Below are 26,529 nucleotides of genomic sequence, written 5' to 3'. Positions count from 1 at the left end.
TCATCACCGTTTTACCTGTATTCACAGCCAAAGGTACTGTATTTTTTTAGCCATACATCATACTTATACCACATTTTGCACTGATTCAATCCATTCGGGTAGATACTACCTCTTCATTTCTCTGTTCTGTTCCCAATCTCCAATCTTGTACGACAAAGATTTCCATCGATATTCCGTTAGATTTCACTACTCGCCATCCGGTTCCTTTCGTGGCGGTGCAATGAAATGCATCTGATTACCCCGTCCCTCTCGCTTGATAATGCCTTCGGCTGCAAAAGATTTAAGATCGTCCAATGCAGTATTCTTCAGGCGTCCTGTAAGTTGCGTATAAGTGGCTCTTGTGATGAAGCCATGCTCTCCGATATATTGCAGGACGAGTTTCTTCAGATTGTCTCTGTCCCACTTACGCGAAGTGTTGAAATCGACACACTTTCTACGCTCCAAATCTCCGCGAATACCTACACGCATACTCTTGGAAGCACGGAAATTCACCCCGTTGAAAGCTACGGATTCAGAACGAATATCATTCTTATTTGCTACCAATCGGGAAGCTTTCACTTTGGCTGAAAAGAAACCGAACTCTCCCAATTCGACGCGGTATCCTTCACCCAGATATTGCAATACATCGTCTTTCAGTTCCATCAGGATACCTTCTATCACTCCTTCCTTAAATCCGGTTCTCTTAGCAACACCACGGATCAATCGTTCTGCCGGAATCGTTCCACTGTAGACAATGTCGGCATACATTGTTTCCGTTTCTCCTTCCTTAGTAGTCAAGGCAGGCTTCTTCTTTAAATTGTAAAAGGCCATAATCTTATTGTTATATTTAAGACTTTTCAGTGCAGAGAATAAAGATTTTCAGTGCAGAGATTTATCATTGTTTATGCACTCGGGTAGTTGTCCGATTGTAACGGGACAATAGTCACTTTGTAAACAGCCTAATGTCACCTTATAAGGTGATATTTATCACTGCATAAGGTGACCACCTGTCTTTACAAGGGTAAAAAACAGTAAAGATACAAAATTAATTAGCGGAAAGCAAGAGACGGCACAATAAAGCTCAATATATGATTGTAATATGATTGCAAAATAAAATTCATCTGCCAACTACCGGACATCGGTTTCTCTTTATTTATTCACATAGATTTGTTGATTTCTAAATTATTTCAGTACATTTGCCCGACCTACTTCTATTGCAGAAAGGATGAAAATAGACGAAATACAGTGCATAAAAGAACTACGCAACGGCTCCTACCAGGCTTTTACACAGATTTATGAAGCCTATGCCGACCGACTTTACAGCTTTGTTCTTAAACAACTAAAAAATCGTTCCCTGACACAGGATATTGTTCAGGATACCTTTTTACGCCTATGGGACAACCGTAACCAGTTGAATAGCTTCGGCAATCTGCAAGCCTTTATTTTCACTATTGCCAAACATCAGGTAATCGATTATTTCCGCAAACAAGTCAACGAACTGCAATTCGAAGACTTTATGGAGTATTGCGAGAACCAGGCAACTGACGTATCGCCGGAAGATATCTTATTGTACGACGAATTCCTGCAACAACTTCAACAATCGAAGAAAGTTCTGTCACAACGGGAACACGAGATTTATGAATTAAGCAGGGAGAAACATATCCCCATCAAGCAAATAGCCGAACAACTGGATCTCTCCGAACAAACGGTGAAAAACTATCTGACTTCCGCCCTGAAGATTCTTCGCAGCGAAATGATGAAATATAATATTCTCTTTATTTTCTTCCTGTAACAAGAATAACACTTTCAGTAGGAATAATTAAAACTCCACAAAACTCTACAAACACCTACTATTCCTAACTTTTTCTATGCTCTACAACATAAAAAAAGTCTAGTACTCCCTTTATGTATTTACGTATAACCTATAGAAACACCAATAATATGAGTCCACAATTTAAAAAGTTATATTGCCAGTACATCGAAAAAGGAATCACCTCTTCCGATATTGGAAAGTTCAGAAATGAACTCAACAACATACCTGACGAAGAGTTATGGAATACCATGATAGATATGGAAAACGACACAGTAGAGATAAAGATGCCTCCTATGATGAAAAAGCAAATTCGAAAGGAACTACAACAAATCATTTGGAGACGCCGTTGGCTGCAATATATGAAATATGCTGCCATTATCGCTATCATCCTATCATCCTCTTTTGGACTTTATACATGGATGAATAACCCGGAAAGTCAAATGGTTGCTGTAACAGTTAGAGCTGGCAGTAAAGCAGAAATGGCTCTCCCTGATGGTACATTTGTACATCTAAATGCGGCTACAAACCTGGAATATGATGTAAACAACTCCAAGCAACGCCTCGTCAAACTATCAGGAGAAGCCTTTTTCGATGTTGCCAAGAATCCCGATTGCCCATTCAAGGTAATAATCAACGATCTGCAAATTGAAGTAGTAGGAACTTCATTCAATGTAAAGACCTATAAAAAAGACATTGTAGAAACGTCTTTACTTAGCGGACGAATCAGAATATCAGGTGGTTCACTTCCCCATGAATATACGCTTTCACCTGGACAAAAGGCAACCTATTCCGCTATGGACAGAACACTACGAATAAGCAAAGCGGATGCCCATGTTGAAGCCGGATGGAGAGATAATTACCTCATCTTTGAATCCACACCATTAATTGATGTAATAGCCCAGATAGAACGATGGTATGGGGTGGAAATCAGATTGCATCATAAGCAAATCGCACAAGATTTACTATCGGGATCTTTCCGAAACGAAAGTATACAGAATGTCATAAGATCCTTAAGCATACAATACGGATTTAAGTACGAGATACATAAAGATATAATAACTATTTACTAATTTAAAAGAAAGGAGCTTATGGAAAACACATAGTAGTTAAAATCAAAAAAGAACAACCAAAGAATCGCCCAATCCTTTGGTTGTATGGAAGTCGATAAAATTTTATACATCAAAACATTATCAACTATGAATATCACAAAGTTAACATTTTTATTGAGAAGGAAACTGCGGAACAGCCTTATTTTTAGAAACTTTACCATTTTATCCGCTGCTATAATTTTATTCCCTTCGGGAGTGTTTGCCCAAGAAGGAAATGTGTCCATTCATATCAAAAATGGCACGGTAAAAACTTTCATGAAACAAGTAGAACAGCAAACGAGATATACTTTTGTATACCGAAATCATGTTCTTAACGATCAGACTAAAGCGACAATTAGCTGCACAAAGAAACCTATCAGCGAAGCGCTCTCACAGGTATTTACTCCTTTGAATATATCTTATTCATTTACCAACAACACCATCGTATTGGTAAAGCAGGAGACAGAACAAAGAAGTAATGAAAAGAGAGCGATTAAAGGAACCGTACTAGATGAAAGTGGAATTCCTATTATTGGCGCCAATGTCATGCAAGGAAAAGGAACCGGAGTCATTACAGATATTAACGGAAACTTTACCATTGTAGCAGATCCTAACCAACCACTAACAGTATCTTATATTGGATTTGACTCACAACAAGTGAAAGCCGGCAATAAAAACAATCTGAAAATATATTTGAAAGAAAGTAGCATTGCATTAAATGAGATAGTTGTAGTCGGCTATGGCTCCCAGTCCGAAAAACTAGTAACTACTTCTATCAGTAGCCTGAAAGTGGATGATCTGGACCAAGGCAGTGACTACAATGTAGCTAAAATGCTGCAAGGTCGTACTCCTGGTGTAAATGTAGCCTCTGCCAGCGGTACCCCCGGTGAACAACCGAGTGTACGGGTACGCGGTATTGCATCCATCACAGGTAACAGCACCCCATTGTATGTGGTCGATGGAGTTCCCAGTGAATCAATGCCTATGCTAAACCCCAACGACATCGAACGCATGGACGTATTGAAAGATGCTTCAGCTGCTGCCATCTATGGTTCGCGAGCTAACAACGGTGTTGTCATCATCACCACAAAATCGGGGAACACCAACAGTAAAACACGCGTAAATGCCAGTGTACGCCACAGCCTTGGATGGATTGCCAACGATATACCAATGGCAAATGTAGCAGAATATACTCGTACTATGCAAGCAGCCGTAGATAATTGGAATGTGCAGAAGAAGGACACAAAATCATTCTTTATCCCCGACCGGATTACCGAAACAGACTGGCTCGGACTCATTCAACGTGATATAGCACACTCTACTACGGCATCTATCAATCTCTCGGGAGGTAATGAGAAAACTACCTTTTTCACCTCTGTGGGATTTAACGACCAACAAGGTATCATCCGTACCAGCGGATTCCAGCAAACCAACCTACGGGCAAAATTTACTCATCAGCTGAACAAATGGTTTAAACTGAATCTGAATCTCACAGGATCTTACAGCCGTTTCGATAAAGTGGAAGAGTCATCTACCAGTTTGAAAGTGATTCGTACTGCCCGTGAAGAACAACCATGGATTGGAGCTTATCGGGAAGATGGAGGCTATACAGTGATGTCAACAGAATTATGTCGTCATAATCCCGTTATGCTGATTAATGAAGAAGACTGGACTGTACATAAGAAACAAGGAGTAGCTGCCCTTAGTTTTGATATTACTCCTATCAAAGGACTCAAATACACCCCCTCATTCAGCATATACGGTATTCTTGATGAAGAAAAGAAAACAATTTCAGAGAAACATGACGCACGTTCCAAAAATGCAGGATGGGGCGCACTTAGCGAACAGAAAAATGTAAGTTACCGATATGTTATAGACAACGTAATTTCGTATGAAAATAGTTGGGATAAACTAACTTATTCAGCAATGCTTGGTCACTCATACGAAGAGTATAATTATGAAACTTTTGGGGCTTATAGTGATAATTACGCAAACGGTGCTTATCCTTCTTCCAGCTTCGGTCTGATAAATTCCGGTTCTAACATCTACGCAGGTAGTATCGGATATAATGCATATGCACTCGAATCTTATTTCGGACGTGCCGCCCTGAATTGGGATAATCGCTATATCTTAAATGTAACGATGCGTCGTGACGGTTCTTCACGTTTCTCAAAAGATAAACGTTATGGAACATTTCCTTCTGCTTCTTTCGCGTGGCGGATTATCAACGAACCTTTTTTCCCTAAAGGCACGCCACTGAATGACTTAAAGCTACGAGCCAGTTGGGGTAAGACTGGCAGTATGGATGGTATCAGTAACTGGGCAGCTATGTCATTAGTAACTTCGGGAGGAAATTCCTATAATGGTTCATCCGGTTTTAAAATCGGAGCAGATGCTGCGGATCTTATCTGGGAGAAAGCTAATCAGGTGAATGTCGGAATCAACGCAGAGCTATTCAACGGACGACTGGCGCTATCTGTAGACGGATACTATCAAAAGACAAGCGGATTACTTTATAATATCAGTACACTTGCTACAACAGGATATACTACCCGGACAGCCAATATCGGCTCGCTGGAGAACAAAGGATTGGAAGTGATGGTGAGCGGTAAAATATTCGATGGTCCTTTTAAATGGGAGCTTGCTACTAACCTCTCCTATACAAAAAACAAACTATTGTCATTGGATGGAGTACTTGATATGAAAATCAACGGTGGTGGTGCCAATACCGGTAAAGTAATGCATGCTTTAATGGTAGGTAAACCGGTTAGTGCTTTCTATATGTTGCGTCAGGATGGTATTTATCAAACCGACCAGGAAGTACCAAGCAAACTCTACGCAAAAGGAGTACGTGCCGGTGATTGTAAGTACTTTGACTACAACAATGACGGAGACATCACAGACGATGACCGCATGTATGTAGGAAAGGTTACACCTGACATTTATGGTGGTATCACTTCGACTATGAACTGGAAAAACTTCGACTTATCCATTTTCTGCCAATTTGCAGCCGGAGGTAAAATCCTGTCAGCATGGAAAGGCTGCGGGGGAACAGAAGGTACGGAACATCTCGGCTTGGCGTCCAGCAGTATCAAAGGTTACAAAAATGGCACACTGGTCGATTCGGAACAATTCTATAACATATCAAAATATGCCGCCAACCATTACTGGAGGGGAGAAGGAACTAGCAACACTGTTCCACGCCCTACTTTGGCAGGCACGTTCACCGGCGGTTTCGGAAACAATCTTGTTTCTACCCGCTATCTGGAAGATGCTTCTTATTTCAAATTCAAAACCATCACATTGGGATATAGCCTTCCTCATTCTCTGTTGTCAAAAATACATGTAACGGGAGCTCGCATCTTTGTTTCTCTCGACAACTTTTTTACACTGACCAAATATTCCGGATATGATCCGGAATTCTCATACGAAAGTAATCCGACAGGCAACAGCTACGGAGCAGATTTCGGAGAACAAGCCACATTAAAGAGTTTTATCATAGGTGCAAGCATTAACTTCTAAAACTAACGATATGAAAAATATAAAACTATTATTCACTCTGGTTTTAATGACCATAACTGTACTCGGCACGAGCTGTTCTGACTGGCTGGACGACATCAGCCCCCGACATGCAATTCCTCAATCAGCCTTGACGGATGATGATCTCGAAAAGCTATTAAATGGAGTATACGCCACTATGGAAAATTATACATTCACTTTCTGGTGGTTGGATGATATACAAGGGGAAAATTTCAAAGCAGGTCCTGGAGGAGGTCAAATTACAGACCCATGCGAAATGTCTCCCTCGTATACCAATCAGGCAATTAACATTCTCTCCTTTTGGAGAAACTCATTTACAACATTGCATCAGGTCAATTTTCTCGTAGAAACTTATGAAGCTTCCGAAAATAAAGAAAGTGCTCTTATGAAAAAAGTAGGTGGTGTCTCTTACTATTTCCGTGCATTTATTTATTATCGTCTGGCCTCTCATTATGGAAATGTCCCCATCCTGCGTAAACGTTCAAAAGAGGTGGTTCCTATCTCTCCGGAAGCTGAAGTATGGACATTCATCGAAGAAGATTTGGGTAAAGCTATCCGCTTACTGTCAAAAGCAGATTCCAAATGGTACGTATCTTCTGACGCAGCAAATGCACTTGCTGCACGTGTAGCTCTTTTCCAGAACAAGATGACGGATGCTGCAAACTATGCAGAAGCAGTATTAGCTAATTCCAGTTTCTCGCTCGCATCCACCGCTATGGATTTCTCTAAAAATTGGGTTGCAGGAAGTTCAAGTCCGGAAATTATATTTGCCTATGTTAATAATTCAAGAGCATCCAGTCCTCTAAACTTCACATTATACGTTAATGACACGGACGGTTCATGGAATTATGCTCCATCTGATTGGTGTTATAATAGTCTTTTTGCTGATGATAATACTCTTTCACGCAAAGGAGACGTACGGTTAAAAGCCACATTCACCAGCCAAGATGCCAACCGCGTAATCAAATATCCGAATGGAACTTATCAATTGGCGGAAACGTCAGATTATACCTGCACACCGGTAGTAATCTCCCGTATTTCAGAAATGTATCTGATAAAAGCCGAAGCTCTCGGAAAAACGAACGGAGCCGCCGCATTAGTGGAATATATGAAAAAAAGATATACTACCGCTCCAAGTGAAGCAGCAATCAAAGCTCTATCGGACAAAGAATATCAGACATTGATCTTGGACGAACGCCGTCGTGAATTTTATGCTGAAGGCATGCGCTGGCAGGACATCAAACGTACAAATCGCTTAGAATTGCTAGAAACACTTGATGGTCGTACTTATCTGATGTATTATCCGATTCCTCAAGATGAGATTGACATGGCCGGTACGGTAGCCTACCCACAAAATCCCGGATATGCGGGATATACAGGAAATTAATAACAAAACCTTAAATGATTATTATGTGTATGACAACTATTAAAAATAAAGTACGGATATGTCCGTTCATATATATTGTTTGTCTTTTATTATTTGCCGCATGCAGCAACGAAGACAATGCCGGGAAAGACATTCCTTCCGCAACTTTCTCAATCGCTCCCGAAAGAGGGCAAATAGAAGGTGAAATACAATTCACTAACGCATCTTATGGAGGTAGTGGCAACTTTACTTATGTATGGGATTTCGGGGACGGAACGACTTCTACCGAAGAAAGCCCGAAGCACATGTACAATGAGAAAGGTATATTTGTTGTTAGTTTGACCATAACCGACAGCAGTGGAAGATCGAACCTCTACCGGAAAACAATTGAAATTACCGATAAAGTAGTAGAAAAAGGAGACCTCACATTACTATGGACCTCCTCCACTCATTTAGCCAAGTTAGTTTCCAATTCCGCCGCTCTTTCTCCTGATGAAAAAACGGTTTACATCAATAGTAATGACCACATATTACATAGTTATGATGTAACTTCAGGTATTGAAAAATGGTCATTCGACATGACTAATCCATCTTGGGGAGCGCAGGCAACAGGAGGCTCAAACATGACACCGTCTGTAGATACGGATGGTACAATCTACATTGGCACAGGTGACGGAAGCAATGGTAAACTATTTGCTATCAATCCTGATGGAAATAAGAAATGGATTACTTTCAATGATCCGACTACCGGTTTCTGGAATAAAGGTAACGCCGCCAATGCCAAAATGCGTAGTGTGTCACCAGCATTTGATGATAAATATGTATACTGTGGTAATGGGGGAAGCACCGGTTCAATGATTGCGGTAGACAAAACAACAGGAAACCGTGTTAGCTATTTAACTAACGCAGATGGTACCAGCGGTCCTGCCGGAGGTGTTTATGCAGGTCCTGTTATCTCCAAACAAGGAATGATGTATATCATGTGTACCAACTACGGAATGTTTGGTGTAGCAAAAGCTACTATGGCTAAAGATGACAATACTTTCAGCCCATGGGCATGGAGAGCATTTGACAGTGGTTTGAACAGCGGCTGTCATGCATCAATGGCCATAGACAATGAAGGAAATGTATATGGCATGATTTATACATCTGATCTGACTACTACCATCTATTCCGTTGCCAGTGACGGTAGTGTACGTTGGACTACCCCTATTGAGAATACCGGCAAACAAGATCAGGGAGGAGTCGTTATCGGCACAGATGGCACTGTATATGCCTCATTGAAAAGTCAGGGAGATATGCCTGGCGGAATTGTTGCATTGTCAGCAGGTGGAACTATCAAATGGCAATATGAGATATCAGAAAGTGTCAGCAGTACTCCTGTTATTGATAAGGATGGACATATCTTGTTCGGTACGGAACGTGGTAATTTCTATATCCTTGACGCAAATGGTACTGACGCTATTGCCGTACTTGATGTGGCCGGAGCAATTGCTAACAGCGAAAGTGCTTATGCATCCGAATGGGCTGCAACACAAGGCAAATTCTGGAGTTCACCGGTAGTGGATGCAGACGGGACTATCTATGTGGCCATTACTAACACTCAAGATGAATCGAAAAGTTTATTAGTGGCCCTGTCATCCAAATATGTGAAAGGATTACCAACAACAGGCTGGCCGATGCGTGCAAAAGACGCTCAACACACTGCTACAGTAAAATAATTCAAATCAAACAGGATAGGTTATTTCGATAACCTATCCTACATTATCTAATAAATAAAATAAAAAGACTATGAAGAAAGTATTTTTTCTTTTGGCAATCATCTTACTTGTATCCGGGCAAGTGATGTGTACCAGTTGCGGCTCTTCCAATGATGAATATGAAAACAAAAATCAGCCGACTCCTCCGGATGATAATGAAGACCCGGAGGACCCAGGTGAAGAACCTGACACTAAAAGTTTAACAACCGACTTAAAGAATCTTTCCGGCAACACAAGTCTGAAAATGTGGACTTGCGCTCATCGTAGCAACACCTATAAGGGAATACGTGACGGAATTCCTGAAAATTCTATTCCCGCTATCCAATATGCAATAGAAGTCGGTGCCGATATGATTGAAATAGACCCTAGAGCTACTTCTGACGGAGTAATCGTAAATATGCACAATACAACCATTAATGCTACAACAAACGGAACTGGTGCTGTAGCCAATATGACTTATCAAACTCTTTATCAATATTTTTTAAAAGGTTCTAAAGGTATCACTGAATACAAAGTGCCTACACTTGAGGAAGTATTGGATGCTGCGAAAGGCAAAATCTATGTTTGTGTCGATGTAAAAGAGAAGGGTCTTTTAGGTAAAATCATTAAAACGGTTGCAGAAAAAGGGATGATCGACCAGGTTTGCTATTATACTGGTTCCAGTACATCATATATTGAAGAAATGAATACTATTAACCCTGGAGCCATTCCTTTTCCATGGGTATCCACTGCGGCAGAAGTAAAAGTCCTCGCCAAATATTACAGTAAAGTACAAATGGTACAATTCGGAATAGACAATGCATCTCTCACTGAACTAATGGGAGCTATTAAAGATGCCAAGTTAGTAGGTTATGCCAATCATTTAGATTGGGATAGCGACCTACTGAATAGTAAATATTCGCACCTTCAAACTTTTATAGATAACAAAATAGAAGTTGTGCAAACTGATTACTCTGATCTTGTCAACTCTTATTTAAAAGAAAAAGGATTAAGATAACTTTATAGGATAGTTTTTCATAGGTACCAAATATAGATCAAAACATTTTATTTAAGAAAAGCACGTATGACAAGGAAAATTATATTTCTATTATCAGTTCTTCTGGTTTCATTATCTGCTGAAGCAGAATCCAGAATTGATAAACTATTGAGGAATCTTCACGACAAGAATTCTCAATATGTATTTGTTATAGCTCACCGCGGCGACTGGAGGAATGCTCCGGAGAACTCCATACAATGTATAGAGAATGCCATCGCTATGGGAGCAGACATGGTTGAACTTGACATTCAGCAAACCAAAGACAACAACTTTATTTGTATGCATGACGCAACGCTAGACCGCACTTCAACAGGAAAAGGCGCCATTAAAAACTATACGACAACAGAACTAAAACAATTTGTGCTGAAAAGTGGAAACGGTATAAAGACCCGCCGATCCATACCCACTTTAGAAGAAGCGTTAATGACATGTAAAGATCGTATTCTGGTCAATATAGATAAAGGCGGAACATATATAAAGGAGATTCTTCCCATCATTCGAAAATGTGGAATGGAAAAACAAGTGATTATAAAAGGAAGGTATCCTGTCGAGAAAGTTCAAGAGGAATATGGAACCAATACCAGTATGCTCTATATGCCTATCATTCATTTATGGAAAGAAGAAGATATAAAAGCGACCGAAAGTTTTATTAAAGACTTTACGCCAATAGCCTATGAACTCTGCTTCAAAGACGAACAGACTTCAAATTTAAAGGTTATTGATAAAATTGTACAATCTGGTAGCCGGGTATGGATGAATACTCTATGGGATAGTCTATGCGGTGGACATGATGACGAAAACGCCCTATTAGAAGGTAAAGATAAGCATTGGGGATGGATACTGGAACATAAGGCAACTATGATACAAACTGATCGTCCCCAAGAATTAATCAAATACTTAGAAGATAAAGGTTTAAGGAAACTATAAAATACCAACAGCAACTTAACACATTTGCAAAAGAAAAAGGCCAATTCACCCCCATGAATTGACCTTTATTTTTTCTATCTGTCTCTGTTATAATCTTTCATTCCTGTTATTCAGCCTTGAATTTGATCTTCAGAATCTTACTGATAGCCGGTTTATATTTCTTCAACATTCGGTCGAATCCCAAGTCATTCGGATGGGTCCCATCTACAGTCCCCTCATGGTCTGTTCCCAAGAATTGATCTTCTTTTATGAAATACAGGTTCTTGACATTCTTCTTTCGCAATACTTCTACCTGTTCAGCGATGGCCTCGTTCTGTCGTTTTACATTCTCACGAGCTTTCTGGTTGAAATTACCTGTTTCACGTATCAATGTCTGTATCACAATAATAGGCGTATCCGGATGCTTCTGGCGCAACGTCATTACAAAATCAACAGTCCGGTCGGTTATCTCTTTGGGAGAAGGATTAGGAATACAATCGAGAATGAAAGCATCCGCATCAATATCCGCCAACATCTCGGCAACTTCTTTCTCCATCTTGCCGTTTCCGCTCAATCCTAAATTGATAAAATTATATCCGCTGCTACGGGACAAACGAGCCGGATAAGCCATCCCGGGACGACTGGCAGATGCTCCCTGCAAAATACTGGACCCGTATACCACTATCTTTTCTTTGAACGGATTTTCTCCTTTACGTATGTGTGCATCAGAAGAAACACCTATTTCCAGACTTTTCAGTTCATCATATAAAGGCAGATATAACAAACATTCTTTCTCTTCCGTACCCATATTATCAACAAGCACTTTTTCCGTAGTCACACCACCCGGTATCCCTACTCCGGCAAATTGCCATTTTCCATCCCGTTTGATATATAAATCCAGACCTTTCTGAGCAACTCTGGTCAGATTGGGTAACTGGTAATTATCAGGAACCATCCATTTGGCTTTTATGACGGGGCTATTCGTTGTAAAAGAGATAGCCAGACCGGCAGAGTTTGTGAATAGTTTCTTCACTGTGGGAGGCATTGTACGATACTTGGCTGTATCTACCCGATGGAAGTATTCGCCTTCGGTAGTTGCTTTGCCTACCAGTAAAAGCTCTTGAGCCGGCACATAGGTAATGTTATCCTTTTGTTGTCCGGAGGCTGTGAAGGGAAGCACCATCAGCCCCAAGCAAACCCAGACATTTCGTATTAAGTTTTTCATAATCAATTTTATATTAAATTTCTTTCGCTACCATCCAGCGCTCTACATTTCGTTTCTCTGCGCTAAACTCTACACCAACTTTTATCACTTGTTGATCCTCTGCCGTATAAGGAAAAGCATAACCTTTTTCTTCAATCTGCTCCATGGCCTGCTCAACAGTCCCATTCAGCTTGAATTCGAAAATATAGATGAACTTCGGGGTTCGTACAACCGCATCTGCACGTCCCCGTGAGCTATGTACTTCTGCCTGCGTGAATTGTCCCATCAGTTTGAATATTAAATATATGATGACTTGATAATGACGTTCAGTCTGGTCATTCAACTCGTAAGGAAAATCTGTAAAGAAAGCTTCAAAGCGGTGCATGAAAGCGTCAACATTGCCTGTACGTAGTTCTTGAACAAACTTACCTATATAAAAGCTTCGTTCTTCATCCGTGACTGCCGTATAAAATGGGAGTAAAAAGTTAAGAAAGCCATAACGTACTTCGTCGTTAGGAAAGCCTAAACGATAAAGTCTAAACTCTCTGTCATAATCTTTAATAGTCAGATAACCACTCTGATAAATCAATGGAATAGGATTTTTCCTATCAGCACGATATTCAGTGAAAGCGGAAGCAGCTGTCTCTATACCATCCATCAGCAAGCGAAGATCATAATCGCTCTCTTTCAATAACTCCACAAGGAAAGTAGGAGTTCCGGTCTGAAACCAGTAATTGCCGAACTCTTTACTAAAAAACGCATTCAGCACACTGAACGGATTGAACACTCCTTCTCCATTAGGATGAAAATGATAGCCGTCATACTGTCGGGTCATTGTTTCTACAACTTCTTCCGTACTCATATCATTCGCTTGTGATAAAGCCGCAATCTCCGGTTCAAAATTAGCAAGAAGTTCTTCGCGGGTGATTCCACAAAGAGTAGAGAAGTCATAATTCAGACTGATGTCATTCAATTGGTTCAGATCACTAAATACACTTACTTGCGAGAATTTGGTGACACCTGTCAGAAAAGCAAAACGAAGATAGCGGTCTGCACTCTTCAACACACCGTAGAAAGCTTTCAAAGTAGAACGGTAAGAATCGAGAAGCGGTTCATTCTGAATAGCCTGTAGTAAGGGCTTATCATACTCATCCACCAGGACTACAACACCCCTGCCTGCTTGTTCGGAGGCACGACGAATGACACCCAAGAAGCGGGAAGACAAAGTGGTTTCATCTTCTCCCCTGCCATATATAGCTTCCCATTGAGTTAACTGGTTACTTAAAATAGCATCCAATCTGTCTGGTGAATCATATTTCTCGGCATTCAAATCCAGATGCAGTACGGGATATTCTTCCCACTTCTTTTCTAATTGTTCCACGGCAAGTCCCGTGAAAAGGTCACGCCGTCCCTTGAAATAGGCTTCAAACGTAGAAATTAACAAACTCTTTCCGAATCGGCGCGGACGGCTTAAAAAAAAAGGTTTACCGATGTTTGCTATAGTCCACATCAATGCGGTCTTATCCACATACAAGTATCCGTCATTGCGGATATCTTCGAAAGTCTGAATCCCGATAGGGAGTTTTCTGCCCGTCACCAACATACAATTTCTACTATTAGATTGTTATCACATACGTATCTGCTACAAAAATACGAATTCTGGCAATGAAAGCAAATCTGTCAATCAATTATTTGTAAATCAACGTAGATAAGTATTCCTCTGCAAACATCTCATTGGCAACTTCCAACAACATCTCTGCTGTTAGCTCTTCTATACGCTTAAAAACAAGCTCGGATGATTCATACTTATGATAATGAAGGAATGTTTTCGCCATCCCTAACGCATTATTCTCAAAGTTATCGGACGCTACTCCGATTTGCCCGATCAACTGCTTTTTCGCTGCCGCCAACTGGGAAGAAGTCATCTTTGTATCGCGCATCCGCTTCAATTCCTTATAGGTCAATTTCAGGCAAGTATCCATGTCATCCACATCCGTCCCGAAATAAATACAGAAAGCTCCCGTATCCGTATAGGAAGTCAGATTGGATTCGACATTATAGACCAGTCCTCTGCGTTCGCGAAGGGACACATTCAGTTTACTATTCATTCCGGGACCTCCAAGGACATTATTCAGCAGATAGAGTGCAGTACGCTTGTCATCATACGCATTATAGCCACGGCTACCGATCATAACATGCGCCTGATGTGTATCTCTGGCCACTGTCAAATGTTCCGGCACATACAGAGGCGGAGGTGTACGGCGATTCTCTACCTTCACATCAGGAATATCCAACAGGTATTTTTCTACCAGACGGATGATTCTCTTGAACTCGTATTGCCCCTGAACAAAAAACACCATATTTCCCGGTTGGTAAAAACGGCGGGTAAACGATAGAACATCTTCCGTGCGAAAACTCCGCAGAAGTTCCGGTTTACCAAGAATGTTTCTTCCCAATGGATGATTGCGGAAGATCATGTCTTCAAAATCGTCAAATATCAGTTCCGACGGAGTATCTTCATACGACTGGATTTCATCGATAATGACCTCTGTTTCTTTTTCTATCTCATGCTGCGGAAAGGTTGAATGAAATACAATATCCCCCAACAATTCAAGCGCACGTTCCAGATGTTCTTTCAGGAAAGCGGCATAGACGACAGTTTCTTCCTTATTTGTATAAGCATTCAGGTCACCACCTACATTCTCCATCCGGTTGAGGATATGCCAGGCTTTCCGCTTCTCCGTTCCCTTAAAAATCAGATGTTCTACAAAATGGGCCATTCCCTGCTCATTCTCTGCCTCATCACGGGTTCCGGCATCAATCGCAAAACCACAATAAGCTACTTTTGAGAGGGTTGGTTCATGGATAATACGCAGGCCATTTGGCAATGTATATTCGTTACCTTGCATCGTTTTATACTTCCTTATTGAATTAATGCCACAAAAATACAATAAAACTTATTGCTGTTTATAGAAAATTGCAGATATTTGTGGACTATAACAGCAACAACGTATATGGAAAAGATAGGAATATTCTGTTCCGCCTCCGATAACATTGACAAAATGTACTTCGAAAGCGCCAGCCAAATAGGCAAATGGATGGGGCAGACAGGCAAAACCTTGATATATGGAGGAGCCAGCCTCGGATTAATGGAATGCATAGCTCGTGCCGTGAAAGAAAATGGCGGTAAGGTCATTGGAGTAGTTCCTGCCAAACTGGAAGAGAATGGCAAGGTAAGCAGTCTGTTAGATGAAGAAATTCATACCCGTAACTTGAGTGACCGCAAAGATATCATAACGGAGAAGTCGGAGGTATTGGTTGCACTCCCCGGAGGCGTCGGTACTCTTGATGAGATTTTCCACGTAATAGCCGCTGCCTCTATCGGATATCACCGGAAGAAGGTCATTTTCTACAATGAATATGGTTTTTACGACGAGCTATTAAAAGCACTCCACACCCTGGAGAACAAAGGTTTTGCACGACAGCCTTTCTCAACCTATTACGAAGTAGCAAACACATTAAATGAATTAAAAGAAAAAATAAACTGATCCTATATGATAGACTCCATCAAACAACTTTTGCAACAGGAAGCACAAGCTGTGCTCAACATCCCCGTAACAGACGCTTATGAAAAAGCGGTGAAACTGATTGTAGAACAAATACATCAGAAAAAGGGAAAACTGGTAACTTCCGGTATGGGAAAAGCCGGGCAGATTGCTATGAACATTGCTACGACTTTCTGTTCCACCGGTATTCCATCCGTCTTTCTGCATCCCAGCGAGGCGCAACACGGGGATTTGGGTATCTTACAAAAAAACGATCTACTCCTGCTGATCTCTAACTCTGGCAAGACACGTGAGATTGTGGAATTAACCCGCTTAGCCCATAATCTGGACCCGGATCTGAAGTTTATCGTTATCACCGGAAATCCGGATAGTCCGCTGGCAAAAGAATCGGATGTCTGTCTAAGTACCGGCAAGCCTGCAGAAGTCTGTGTGTTAGGGATGACTCCTACTACATCCACTACTGCCATGACAGTGATCGGAGATATATTGGTAGTACAAACCATGAAGGAAACAGGATTTACTATCGCTGAATATTCAAAACGTCACCACGGCGGTTATCTGGGAGAAAAATCAAGATCACTATGCGAAAAGTAATCGGTATCGGAGAGACCATCCTCGATATCATCTTTCGAGGTGACCAGCCTTCTGCCGCCGTACCGGGAGGTTCTGTATTCAACGGTATTGTCTCATTGGGACGAATGGGAATAAACGTCGGCTTCATCAGTGAAACCGGGAATGACCGTGTAGGCAATATTATCCTGCAGTTTATGCGTGAGAATCATATCCCAACCGATCATGTAAATGTATTCCCGGATGGAAAATCGCCCGTATCCTTAGCTTTCCTGAACGAGCAGAGTGATGCTGAATATATCTTCTACAAAGACTACCCGAAGCAACGTCTGGATGTTCTGTTTCCGAAACTAGAGGAAGACGACATTGTCATGGTGGGTTCTTATTACGCACTGAATCCGGTTCTGAGGGAGAAGATTCTCGAATTACTAGATCAGGCACGTGAAAAGAAAGCCATCATCTATTATGACCCGAATTTCCGTTCTTCACACAAGAATGAAGCCATGAAACTGGCTCCGACCATTATTGAAAATCTGGAATATGCGGATATTGTACGCGGTTCTTTAGAGGATTTTCTATATATGTATAACATGCAGGATATAGACAAGATTTACAAGGATAAAATCAAATTCTACTGTCCCCGGTTCATCTGTACTGCAGGTGCGGAAAAGGTAGCGTTACGCACTAATCTGGTCAATAAAGATTATCCGATAGAACCATTACAAGCAGTCAGTACTATTGGAGCTGGTGATAACTTCAATGCAGGGCTGATCTACGGATTACTCAAATACGATGTCCGATACCGCGATCTAAATAACTTGAATGAAGAGATCTGGGATAAAATAATCCAATGCGGGAAAGACTTCGCAGCTGAAGTTTGCCGAAGTTTCAGCAATTCGGTTTCGGTGGAGTTTGCACAAAAATACAAGTGATATTACAAATAAGGATTTGGATATAAGTAATTCATCCAGCGAAATCCCTATTTTCATAAAATCCATATTAAGTTAATCTGTCAACCTTAACTTAATATGGATTTCCTTATCTTTGCAAACAACCATATTCAATAAGCAATCTTACTTAATATATGAAAAGATTTATTTTACCTCTATTGATAATCTTTATCTTCATCAGTTTACCAGCAAAAGCAAACGATAAAGTAAAAACATTGTTAAAAGTATTAGATAAATCTCTACAAAACAAAGCTAGTTATACCCAACAAAAGCAAAGACAGATAGACAGCCTGAAAATAATATTAAGACAATCCAGGGATATTCGAAAGAAAGTTGGGACAGCACAGTCTCTTTGTTTTGAGTATTCATCTTTCCAAAAAGATTCCGCTTTAGCCTATGCCATCCACATGAACAGGTTCGCTCAAGAAAGTAATGACAAAGAACTTTTAATTGAAGCTAAACTGGATTATTCAAGAATATTATCTTCGATGGGCTTTTTCAAAGAAGCTTTGGCAATTACCAATTCGATGCAACAAAAGCAACTATCTCCTAAACTCAAAGCTGAATATTTTCTCGGACAAGTCACGATCTACAATCACCAGAAAGCTTTTGCTTCCAACGAGGACGATTCACAAGAAAATGATCTGATAGCACAAATATATCGCGATTCGCTGCTCCAATGCAAAGAAGTCCCATCAAACGTACGAGCTTTTATAACCGCACCAACTCTTCTTTTCCATAAAAAGTATGATGATGCTATTCATATACTGGACAGCACTTATCAAAGTTATACACCCTATTCAAGAAATGCCGGAATCATAGCATATTCTCTGGCATCTGCCTATCAAGGTAAAAATGACCGTGAAAATACGATTAAATATTTCGCAATATCCGCCATTTCTGATGTATTAAATGGAGCTAGAGAAAATCTCTCTTTAAAAATATTAGCCAAGCTGATCTTTGAGAGTGGGGATATAGACCGGGCATCTAAATATATGAAAAATGCAATGGAGGACGCTATCCTATGCAATGCGAGAATTAACACCATCGAAGCCTCAGATATGTATCTTTTCATAGATAAGGCATTTCAAGAAAAGGAGAAACATAAATTTATCATCATAACGGCATTGCTCATTGCATTATGCATTGTCTGCATTCTGCTATTCATCCTGTCCGTACAACTGAAAAAACAAAAAGGTAAAGTGGAACAAGCTAATGAGAGTTTGTCTTATCATCTTTACGAAATACAACAAATGAACTCAATATTGGCAGATAACAATAAAATCAAAGAAGAATATGTAGGGCTGTATATGGAACAATATACCAGTTATATCAGTAAAATTGCCAATTTTAAGAAAAGAGCACTCAAAATAGCCAAAAGTGAAGATATAAAGAAAGTAACCTCTTTCCTCCACTCCTCTCTCAATACAGAAAAAGATCTGGCTGAATTTTATAATAACTTCGACAAAGCAATCCTGAATCTCTTTCCGAATTTCGTCGAAGATTTTAACGCATTGCTTTTACCGGAAAATGCAATCATTCCAGGACCCGACAAACTCTTAACACCCGAGTTACGGATCTTCGCACTTATCCGACTTGGAATTACAGACAGTGTGAAAATAGCTCATTTCTTACAGTATTCATTATCGACCATCTATAATTACCGCTCAAAAATGCGGATCAAAGCAAATGGAGACCGGAATGAATTTGAAGAAAAAGTAGCTCGAATCGGACAACAAATCCGGGAATAACAGTGTATTAATCATACAGCATCATTTACATTTATCAGAGACTCTCCGATCAAAGATTCTCTGATTATCAACAACATACCCCAAACAATCATTTACAATCTGCTCACTCCCCATTTAAAAAGTAACCGAAATAAGGTATTTTTGTAGAGTCACAATAAAACCTGCGAACTCATTCAAATTACTATTTATATAAATACCACTTAAATAAAAAATTATGAACGGCCTATTACTTAATGTTATTTGTGCTTTCACCATTGCAAACGCAAATCCTAACATAGAAAAAGCACAGCAAACTTTGGATGCTCTTTACCAAAACTATGCAGCACCCAACACTTGTCTGTTACGTGAGAACTATCCTTTTAACCAAGACAATAAGACAACTTATCTGGCATCAGAAGAACAAGCAAAAAGACGCAATGAATATTCCTACCTTTGGCCGTATTCGGGCACATTCTCTGCAGTAAATGCATTACTGGAGAGCACTGGAAATAAGAAGTATAAAAAGCTTCTGGAAAACAAAGTACTACCAGGATTGGAAGAATACTTCGACACACGAAGAGAACCATTCGCTTACTCATCTTATATCAGCAGTCAACCTCTCTCCGATCGTTTTTATGATGACAACGTCTGGTTAGGTATCGATTTTACCGATTCTTATCGTATGACAGGAAAACAAGCTTATCTGGAGAAAGCTAAACTAATATGGAAGTTTATCCTTAGTGGTAAAGATGACGTACTTGGCGGAGGAATCTACTGGTGCGAACAAAAGAAGGAATCTAAAAATACTTGTTCTAATGCGCCGGGAGCCGTATTCGCTCTCAAGCTATTTCAGGCTACTCAAGATGACGCCTATTTAAAACAAGGAAAAGACTTATACGAGTGGACTAAAAAGAACCTGGAAGATCCAAAGGATCATCTATACTTTGACAACATCGCACTCAATAAGAAAATCGGTCGTGCCAAATTTGCCTACAACAGCGGGCAAATGATGCAAGCAGCTGCCCTACTCTACCAAATTACAAAACAGAGAAATTATCTGGAAGATGCTCAAAATATAGCAGAAGCATGTCATAAACACTTTTTCACTAATTTTACCTCTCCAAACGGGCAAACATTTCAATTACTGAAAAAAGGAAATATCTGGTTCACAGCAGTTATGCTTAGAGGCTTTATTGAACTTTATCAAATAGACCATAACAAGACCTATCTAACCGATTTCCAGAAAAGTCTTGATTACGCATGGCATCATGCCAGAGATGAACGGGGACTGTTCCATACAGATTGGAGTGGCACGGATAAAAACGAGAAAAAATGGCTCTTGACACAAGCTGCTTTCATAGAAATGTATGGAAGACTAGGCGGAATCGATTTGCAATAATCACTTTTAATAACCCTCTTAAAACAATAGAGATATGAAGAAAAGAAACATCGGAATATGCATTATCACAACTACCCTATTAATGGGAGGCCATGCTAAAGCTACAGAACTTATCCTAGCTAAGGATCATACCAATGTGGTTAATCAAGCAGCTGAAATTGCCGCTTATAAAAGTAATCGTCCACCCGTAAACAAGCGTCTTTTTACATCAAAAGCCGTGGAAGCAGAAATCATCAGGGTGAAAAAGTTACTTATTAATCAAAAATTGGCATGGATGTTCGAGAATTGTTTTCCAAATACCCTCGAAACGACAGTTCATTATCGCACAACAAATGGCAAACCTGATACTTTTGTTTATACAGGTGATATTCATGCCATGTGGCTACGTGACTCCGGAGCACAGGTTTGGCCTTATATACAACTGGCCAGTAAAGATCCGGAATTGAAGAAAATGCTCGAAGGAGTGATCCGCAGACAATTTAAATGTATTAATATTGATCCGTACGCCAATGCTTTCAATGACGGAGCTGTGGGAGGAGAATGGATGTCCGACCTGACCGACATGAAACCTGAATTACATGAAAGAAAATGGGAAATAGATTCTCTATGTTACCCACTACGTCTGGCCTACCAATATTGGAAAGAGACCGGTGATGCCAGTATTTTTGATAGTGAATGGATACAAGCCATCACCAACATCCTGTCTACTTTTAAGGAGCAACAACGTAAGGAGGGAGTAGGACCTTATAAATTTCAACGCAAAACGGAACGTGCACTCGATACATTAAACAACAACGGTTTAGGTGCTCCTGTGAATCCTGTCGGACTAATTGTTTCAGCCTTCCGTCCATCTGACGATGCTACAACCTTGCAATTTCTCGTGCCGTCTAATTTCTTTGCTGTTTCTTCGTTAAAGAAAGCTGCTGAAATTCTGAATACTGTAAATCAAAATGCAGAAATGGCAAAACAATGTACAGATCTGGCAAAAGAAGTAGAGACTGCACTAAAAAAATATGCAACTTACAATCACCCTAAATATGGTACAATTTATGCTTTTGAGGTAGATGGTTTCGGAAATCATTTTTTAATGGATGATGCTAATGTACCAAGTTTATTGGCAATGCCTTATCTTGGCGATGTAGATATTAACGATCCTATCTATCAGAATACACGCCGTTTTGTATGGAGCAAGGATAATCCTTATTTCTTCAAAGGAAAAGCAGGAGAAGGAATTGGTGGTCCTCACATCGGCTATGACATGGTATGGCCTATGAGTATCATGATGAAAGCATTTACCAGTCAGGACGACCAGGAGATCAAGGAGTGTGTAAAAATGCTAATCAACACAGACGCAGGGACAGGCTTTATGCATGAATCTTTTCACAAAGATGATCCCAATAACTTCACCCGTGCTTGGTTTGCATGGCAAAATACCTTGTTCGGCGAACTAATTTTAAAGTTAATAAATGAAGGAAAAACTGATTTATTGAACAGCATCTAATAAAGCTGATTTATACAATTTTTCATTCAGGGCACTCTTCCATCAGAAGATGTGCCCTTTTTTAACACGTAAATTACTATTAACTTTGGCTAATTATCGCAAAGGAATTACCACATCTTCGGGTAATTCTTATCTTTGCAGTATACGATTCAAGGCAAAGAAACTATGTATAAAAACCTGTTAAGCTGGCTTACTGTTTTATTAGTGCTCCCATCATGTTCCGGCACATCACCTGCTATATCTGTGGTATGTGAAGAAAACAACGTAGGAAACTGTATTATCAAATGGGAAACAGCACCAATATTAAAAGGGCAGGTAAAAGTATACACTTCCACTTCTCCTGAAACTATTCCGGAAAATTCTCCCATTGCAATAACCAACATTTCCAGTGGTAAAATGACCATCGTAACCAATGATCCGTCCCAACGCTATTACTACTTGATGGTATTTAATAACAAATACCGAATCAAAGTGGCTACCCGCAACATTAATATCCCCGGCATACAGAATTTCCGTGATTTAGGAGGATATGAATCTGCCGGTACTGGCAAATCTCTTCGCTGGGGAATGATATACCGTTCCGCACAAATAGACAGCATTCCTCCCTGCTCACGCCAGGAACTTAAGAATATGGGGATACGGACAATCATAGATTTACGTTCTGAAAATGAACGCCACAACTACCCGCAATTGCATGATGATGAATTTAATATCATACATATCCCTATTCTCACAGGGAACATGGAAGAAATTCTGCAAGGAATTCAGGAAGAGAAGATAAAAAGTGACACTATTTATCGTTTGGTAGAACAAATGAATCGGGAATTAGTTATAAACTACCAAAAGGAATTCAAAAAGCTGTTCACCGTCCTTCTCGACCGTACTCATTATCCGGTTGTGATTCATTGTACATCCGGGAAAGGGCGTACAGGGGTCGTTTCCGCCTTATTGCTTGCCGCTCTTGGAGTCAACGAAGACGTCATTATGGAAGACTATCGTTTGAGTAATGACTATTTTAATATTCCCAAAGCTTCTCAATATGCATATAAGTTATCGGTCAATTCGCAAGAAGCCATTACAACCATCTACTCTGCAAAAGAAGATTTCCTGAACGCTGCCAAAGAACAGATTGAGGCTGAATACGGGAGCGTACAGACCTATCTGAAAAAGGGAATCGGACTTTCTGCAGAAGAAATTGAACAGTTACGCAGCATCTTACTAACTGATAATTAATAGTTGATAAGTGATAAAATAGGGTGGCGTCTATAATAATTATCTACTATCAATCATTCATTATCAACTAAATTAACTATCTTTGCAGCCGAAATAAAAGATATACAGAGATTTAATGAAGACATTTGAAGAGCTTGGCGTTTCTCCGGAGATACGTAGAGCAATTGAAGAAATGGGATACGAGAATCCCATGCCGGTACAAGAAGAAGTGATTCCGTACCTTTTAGGAGAAAATAATGATGTAGTAGCTCTTGCACAGACAGGAACAGGTAAAACAGCCGCATTCGGTTTGCCCTTGCTCCAACAAGTTGACGTAAAAAACAGAATTCCACAATCGCTTATCCTCTGCCCTACCCGCGAGCTCTGTCTCCAGATAGCAGGAGATTTGAACGACTATTCCAAATACATTGATGGACTAAAAGTATTACCTGTATATGGTGGTTCTTCTATTGACAGCCAGATACGCAGCCTCAAACGAGGAGTACACATCATTGTAGCTACACCCGGACGCCTGTTGGACCTGATGGAACGCAAAACCGTTTCCTTGTCTACCATCCACAATGTAGTAATGGATGAAGCGGACGAAATGCTTAATATGGGGTTCACAGAAAGCATCAACGCCATTCTGGCTGATGTACCGCAGGAACGCAACACTCTATTGTTTTCCGCAACAATGAGTCCGGAAATCGCACGCATTTCCAAAAATTACCTGCGCAATGCGAAAGAAATCACTATTGGCCGTAAGAATGAAAGTACCAACAACGTTAAACACGTTGTTTATACCGTACAGGCTAAAGACAAATACGAAGCTTTAAAGCGTATCGTCGATTACTACCCACAAATATACGGTATCATTTTCTGCCGTACCCGTAAAGAGACTCAGGAAATTGCAGACAAATTAATGCAAGAAGGCTACAATGCCGATTCTTTGCATGGTGAGCTTTCTCAAGCACAACGGGATGCTGTTATGCAGAAATTCCGCATCCGCAACTTGCAACTGCTCGTGGCAACTGACGTGGCTGCCCGCGGACTTGATGTAGACGATCTGACGCATGTTATCAATTACGGATTACCAGACGATACAGAGAGTTATACACATCGCAGCGGACGTACAGGACGTGCCGGAAAAACAGGAACTTCCATTGCCATCATCAACCTCCGTGAAAAAGGAAAGATGAGAGAAATTGAACGGATTATCAGCAAAAAATTCATTGTCGGAGAAATGCCAACAGCAGCAGGAATCTGTCAGAAGCAACTGATTAAGGTTATTGATGATCTCGAAAAAGTAAAAGTAAACGAGGAAGAGATTGCTGACTTTATGCCGGAAATCTATCGTAAACTGGAATGGTTGAGCAAAGAGGACCTGATTAAACGAATGGTTTCTCACGAATTCAACCGTTTCGCCGAGTATTATCGCAACCGTGCAGAAATAGAAGTACCGACTGACATCAGAGGAGAACGTACCGGACGGGGTGACCGCAAAGAAGGTGGTTTCGAAAAAAGAAGCCGCCAAGCTGCACCGGGCTTTAACCGCCTGTTTATCAATTTGGGTAAAACAGACAGTTTCTTCCCTAGCGATCTTATCGGACTACTAAATAGTAACACAAGAGGACGTATCGAGTTGGGACGTATTGACCTAATGCAGAACTATTCTTTCTTTGAAGTGCCGGAAAAGGAAGCGACAAATGTAATCAAGGCGCTGAATAGGGCTAAATGGAATGGACGCAAGGTAGTTGTTGAGATTGCCGGTGCCGGTGAAGAAAACGGAAAAGGACGTGAAAACGGTTCAAATGAGCGCAAGGGAGGTAAACGATTCGGCGGCAAAAGCGACGAACGTGCACCGCGCTATGAAAATAAGGATAGAAAACCGAAAGATGCTTCTGCAAAAGACTCAAAGTCAACAAAAAAAGATAAGCCTAGTCGTGCTGAGCGAGGATACTCTGATGCTCGCGGTCCGAAAAAGAAAGATGACTGGCAAGAGTTTTTTAAAGATAAAGAACCTGACTTCAGCGAAGAAGGATGGGCACGTAGAAAACCTAAGAAGAAATAAATATGAAGCAAGCATAATCCGTAGATTTGTACATTATTAGTCAGAGGTCTTTATGTTACAACTAATTACCATCTTGACATTCTAATGAGAAGGAACAACATTATCCCTATTCTATCTTATTGAAAAAAGACAACTATTCATACAGAATCTACTTTTGTGTTTCTAATAAACTTTCTTATCGTTTTTAATAAACGGTATTCCTATTTATTAAAAACGATAAGAAGTATATCTACTGCAAACAGTTCAATTTTATACAACAAAAAAGGTTGCAAACTCATCAAAAGTCTGCAACCTTTAATATATAATAAATTTCCTCTTCTTCTAAAGAGGTAAGCGTCTCCGCGATTCTATCTTGTCGCCCTTTTTTCATTCTTATATTTTTGCTATGTATAAAAATGAAGCATTATGGATTTAGCAGAAAATCGATTTGGAAAAACTTGGAAACATTTCCTTGAAGTATTGAAAGTAGACTACAATTGTCCTTTAGCCGATGTTTGCCGCGATCAGCATACCACTTTTGGTGGTATGAGTTCCTGGATGTTCAGACGGGGCTATAGCGTTAAACAAGCCAAGGCAGATGTGGTCCGTGATTATTATGGCGGCGTTGAACCCTCCCAACCGACAACTTCCTCTCCTTCATTCACTCAAATAGCACCCGCCATGTTGTCGGAAGAAGAGTTTAGTCTTGCCGGGATCACAATCACCTTTAACAGTGGAACCACCATTTCGGTCAAACGGGCCACACCCGGTGGTGTTATTAAAATGTTGCGCGATTACGAAAGAAAGGAGGGAGATCCATGTATTCTCTAACATCAGCCAATCGCTACTATCTGTACCA

At 40.4% G+C, this 26,529-nt stretch carries 20 protein-coding genes; 16 read left to right on the top strand and 4 right to left on the bottom strand.

Annotated elements, in window-relative coordinates; all coding sequences use genetic code 11:
- Positions 1–186: 186 nt before the first annotated feature.
- The gene (locus HMPREF9010_RS12360) at positions 187–810 is read right to left on the bottom strand and encodes an HU family DNA-binding protein (RefSeq protein WP_008648950.1); all 624 of its coding nucleotides are present in this window, start codon (positions 808–810) and stop codon (positions 187–189) included.
- Between the two features lie 394 nt (positions 811–1,204).
- Between HMPREF9010_RS12360 and HMPREF9010_RS12365 the strand changes: the two genes are divergently transcribed.
- The 7 genes from HMPREF9010_RS12365 (at position 1,205) to HMPREF9010_RS12390 (ending at position 11,509) form a co-directional block, all read left to right on the top strand.
- The gene (locus HMPREF9010_RS12365) at positions 1,205–1,771 is read left to right on the top strand and encodes an RNA polymerase sigma factor (RefSeq protein ID WP_004298079.1); all 567 of its coding nucleotides are present in this window, start codon (positions 1,205–1,207) and stop codon (positions 1,769–1,771) included.
- Positions 1,772–1,920: 149 nt separating this feature from the next.
- Positions 1,921–2,862: a FecR family protein gene (locus HMPREF9010_RS0124425; protein WP_004311897.1), complete on the top strand. Its 942-nt coding sequence runs from the start codon at positions 1,921–1,923 to the stop codon at positions 2,860–2,862.
- Positions 2,863–3,156: 294 nt separating this feature from the next.
- Positions 3,157–6,402 carry a TonB-dependent receptor gene (locus HMPREF9010_RS12370; protein WP_008648949.1) on the top strand — a complete coding sequence of 1,082 codons (3,246 nt, stop codon included), beginning with the start codon at positions 3,157–3,159 and terminating at the stop codon, positions 6,400–6,402.
- Between the two features lie 10 nt (positions 6,403–6,412).
- Positions 6,413–7,807 (top strand): RagB/SusD family nutrient uptake outer membrane protein, encoded by a 1,395-nt coding sequence (locus HMPREF9010_RS12375; protein ID WP_004322543.1) that lies wholly within the window; start codon positions 6,413–6,415, stop codon positions 7,805–7,807.
- A gap of 29 nt (positions 7,808–7,836) precedes the next feature.
- Entirely contained in the window at positions 7,837–9,507 is a 1,671-nt protein-coding gene (locus tag HMPREF9010_RS12380) for a PQQ-binding-like beta-propeller repeat protein (protein WP_232284343.1), read from the top strand.
- A 70-nt stretch (positions 9,508–9,577) separates the two neighbouring features.
- Positions 9,578–10,543 (top strand): glycerophosphodiester phosphodiesterase family protein, encoded by a 966-nt coding sequence (locus HMPREF9010_RS12385; RefSeq protein ID WP_004311901.1) that lies wholly within the window; start codon positions 9,578–9,580, stop codon positions 10,541–10,543.
- A 66-nt stretch (positions 10,544–10,609) separates the two neighbouring features.
- Positions 10,610–11,509, top strand: a complete 900-nt coding sequence (locus HMPREF9010_RS12390) for a glycerophosphodiester phosphodiesterase family protein (protein WP_004298066.1) — start codon at positions 10,610–10,612, stop codon at positions 11,507–11,509.
- 106 nt (positions 11,510–11,615) lie between these two features.
- Here the strand turns inward: HMPREF9010_RS12390 and HMPREF9010_RS12395 are convergent, their stop codons facing one another.
- From HMPREF9010_RS12395 to HMPREF9010_RS12405, 3 genes are all read right to left on the bottom strand, one after another.
- Complete coding sequence (locus tag HMPREF9010_RS12395) at positions 11,616–12,713, bottom strand: SGNH/GDSL hydrolase family protein (RefSeq protein WP_004298064.1); 1,098 nt, start codon at positions 12,711–12,713, stop codon at positions 11,616–11,618.
- Between the two features lie 13 nt (positions 12,714–12,726).
- On the bottom strand, positions 12,727–14,295 hold the full coding sequence (locus tag HMPREF9010_RS12400; RefSeq protein ID WP_008648946.1) for an ATP-binding protein: 1,569 nt from the start codon (positions 14,293–14,295) through the stop codon (positions 12,727–12,729).
- A gap of 85 nt (positions 14,296–14,380) precedes the next feature.
- Positions 14,381–15,601 carry a M16 family metallopeptidase gene (locus tag HMPREF9010_RS12405; protein WP_004298062.1) on the bottom strand — a complete coding sequence of 407 codons (1,221 nt, stop codon included), beginning with the start codon at positions 15,599–15,601 and terminating at the stop codon, positions 14,381–14,383.
- Between the two features lie 105 nt (positions 15,602–15,706).
- Between HMPREF9010_RS12405 and HMPREF9010_RS12410 the strand changes: the two genes are divergently transcribed.
- From HMPREF9010_RS12410 to HMPREF9010_RS12450, 9 genes are all read left to right on the top strand, one after another.
- Positions 15,707–16,240 carry a TIGR00730 family Rossman fold protein gene (locus tag HMPREF9010_RS12410; RefSeq protein WP_004298061.1) on the top strand — a complete coding sequence of 178 codons (534 nt, stop codon included), beginning with the start codon at positions 15,707–15,709 and terminating at the stop codon, positions 16,238–16,240.
- A 6-nt stretch (positions 16,241–16,246) separates the two neighbouring features.
- Complete coding sequence (locus tag HMPREF9010_RS12415) at positions 16,247–16,852, top strand: SIS domain-containing protein (protein ID WP_004298060.1); 606 nt, start codon at positions 16,247–16,249, stop codon at positions 16,850–16,852.
- Positions 16,840–17,760: a carbohydrate kinase family protein gene (locus tag HMPREF9010_RS12420; RefSeq protein ID WP_004302990.1), complete on the top strand. Its 921-nt coding sequence runs from the start codon at positions 16,840–16,842 to the stop codon at positions 17,758–17,760. The genes HMPREF9010_RS12415 and HMPREF9010_RS12420 overlap by 13 nt, the downstream gene beginning before the upstream one ends.
- A gap of 152 nt (positions 17,761–17,912) precedes the next feature.
- Positions 17,913–19,529 (top strand): DUF6377 domain-containing protein, encoded by a 1,617-nt coding sequence (locus HMPREF9010_RS12425; protein WP_008648941.1) that lies wholly within the window; start codon positions 17,913–17,915, stop codon positions 19,527–19,529.
- Positions 19,530–19,743: 214 nt separating this feature from the next.
- Complete coding sequence (locus tag HMPREF9010_RS12430) at positions 19,744–20,907, top strand: glycoside hydrolase family 76 protein (RefSeq protein WP_008648939.1); 1,164 nt, start codon at positions 19,744–19,746, stop codon at positions 20,905–20,907.
- Positions 20,908–20,941: 34 nt separating this feature from the next.
- Positions 20,942–22,408, top strand: coding sequence for a glycoside hydrolase family 125 protein (locus HMPREF9010_RS12435; RefSeq protein WP_008648938.1), 1,467 nt, complete (start codon positions 20,942–20,944; stop codon positions 22,406–22,408).
- Between the two features lie 165 nt (positions 22,409–22,573).
- Positions 22,574–23,641 (top strand): tyrosine-protein phosphatase, encoded by a 1,068-nt coding sequence (locus tag HMPREF9010_RS12440; RefSeq protein ID WP_004322548.1) that lies wholly within the window; start codon positions 22,574–22,576, stop codon positions 23,639–23,641.
- 115 nt (positions 23,642–23,756) lie between these two features.
- On the top strand, positions 23,757–25,691 hold the full coding sequence (locus HMPREF9010_RS12445; protein WP_008648935.1) for a DEAD/DEAH box helicase: 1,935 nt from the start codon (positions 23,757–23,759) through the stop codon (positions 25,689–25,691).
- Between the two features lie 405 nt (positions 25,692–26,096).
- Complete coding sequence (locus HMPREF9010_RS12450) at positions 26,097–26,501, top strand: hypothetical protein (protein WP_008648933.1); 405 nt, start codon at positions 26,097–26,099, stop codon at positions 26,499–26,501.
- Positions 26,502–26,529 lie beyond the last annotated feature (28 nt).

It is taken from the genome of Bacteroides sp. 3_1_23, from assembly GCF_000162555.1.
GTDB lineage: Bacteria > Bacteroidota > Bacteroidia > Bacteroidales > Bacteroidaceae > Bacteroides > Bacteroides ovatus.
The sequence above is the reverse complement of the archived record's forward strand: the minus strand, read 5'-3'. Positions and strand labels throughout refer to the sequence as shown.

Coding starts and splice junctions, on each gene's coding strand:
- HMPREF9010_RS12360 (WP_008648950.1), bottom strand. CDS start 810: ATGGCCTTTTACAATTTAAAGAAGAAGCCTGCCTTGACTACTAAGGAA.
- HMPREF9010_RS12365 (WP_004298079.1), top strand. CDS start 1,205: ATGAAAATAGACGAAATACAGTGCATAAAAGAACTACGCAACGGCTCC.
- HMPREF9010_RS0124425 (WP_004311897.1), top strand. CDS start 1,921: ATGAGTCCACAATTTAAAAAGTTATATTGCCAGTACATCGAAAAAGGA.
- HMPREF9010_RS12370 (WP_008648949.1), top strand. CDS start 3,157: ATGAAACAAGTAGAACAGCAAACGAGATATACTTTTGTATACCGAAAT.
- HMPREF9010_RS12375 (WP_004322543.1), top strand. CDS start 6,413: ATGAAAAATATAAAACTATTATTCACTCTGGTTTTAATGACCATAACT.
- HMPREF9010_RS12380 (WP_232284343.1), top strand. CDS start 7,837: ATGACAACTATTAAAAATAAAGTACGGATATGTCCGTTCATATATATT.
- HMPREF9010_RS12385 (WP_004311901.1), top strand. CDS start 9,578: ATGAAGAAAGTATTTTTTCTTTTGGCAATCATCTTACTTGTATCCGGG.
- HMPREF9010_RS12390 (WP_004298066.1), top strand. CDS start 10,610: ATGACAAGGAAAATTATATTTCTATTATCAGTTCTTCTGGTTTCATTA.
- HMPREF9010_RS12395 (WP_004298064.1), bottom strand. CDS start 12,713: ATGAAAAACTTAATACGAAATGTCTGGGTTTGCTTGGGGCTGATGGTG.
- HMPREF9010_RS12400 (WP_008648946.1), bottom strand. CDS start 14,295: ATGTTGGTGACGGGCAGAAAACTCCCTATCGGGATTCAGACTTTCGAA.
- HMPREF9010_RS12405 (WP_004298062.1), bottom strand. CDS start 15,601: ATGCAAGGTAACGAATATACATTGCCAAATGGCCTGCGTATTATCCAT.
- HMPREF9010_RS12410 (WP_004298061.1), top strand. CDS start 15,707: ATGGAAAAGATAGGAATATTCTGTTCCGCCTCCGATAACATTGACAAA.
- HMPREF9010_RS12415 (WP_004298060.1), top strand. CDS start 16,247: ATGATAGACTCCATCAAACAACTTTTGCAACAGGAAGCACAAGCTGTG.
- HMPREF9010_RS12420 (WP_004302990.1), top strand. CDS start 16,840: ATGCGAAAAGTAATCGGTATCGGAGAGACCATCCTCGATATCATCTTT.
- HMPREF9010_RS12425 (WP_008648941.1), top strand. CDS start 17,913: ATGAAAAGATTTATTTTACCTCTATTGATAATCTTTATCTTCATCAGT.
- HMPREF9010_RS12430 (WP_008648939.1), top strand. CDS start 19,744: ATGAACGGCCTATTACTTAATGTTATTTGTGCTTTCACCATTGCAAAC.
- HMPREF9010_RS12435 (WP_008648938.1), top strand. CDS start 20,942: ATGAAGAAAAGAAACATCGGAATATGCATTATCACAACTACCCTATTA.
- HMPREF9010_RS12440 (WP_004322548.1), top strand. CDS start 22,574: ATGTATAAAAACCTGTTAAGCTGGCTTACTGTTTTATTAGTGCTCCCA.
- HMPREF9010_RS12445 (WP_008648935.1), top strand. CDS start 23,757: ATGAAGACATTTGAAGAGCTTGGCGTTTCTCCGGAGATACGTAGAGCA.
- HMPREF9010_RS12450 (WP_008648933.1), top strand. CDS start 26,097: ATGGATTTAGCAGAAAATCGATTTGGAAAAACTTGGAAACATTTCCTT.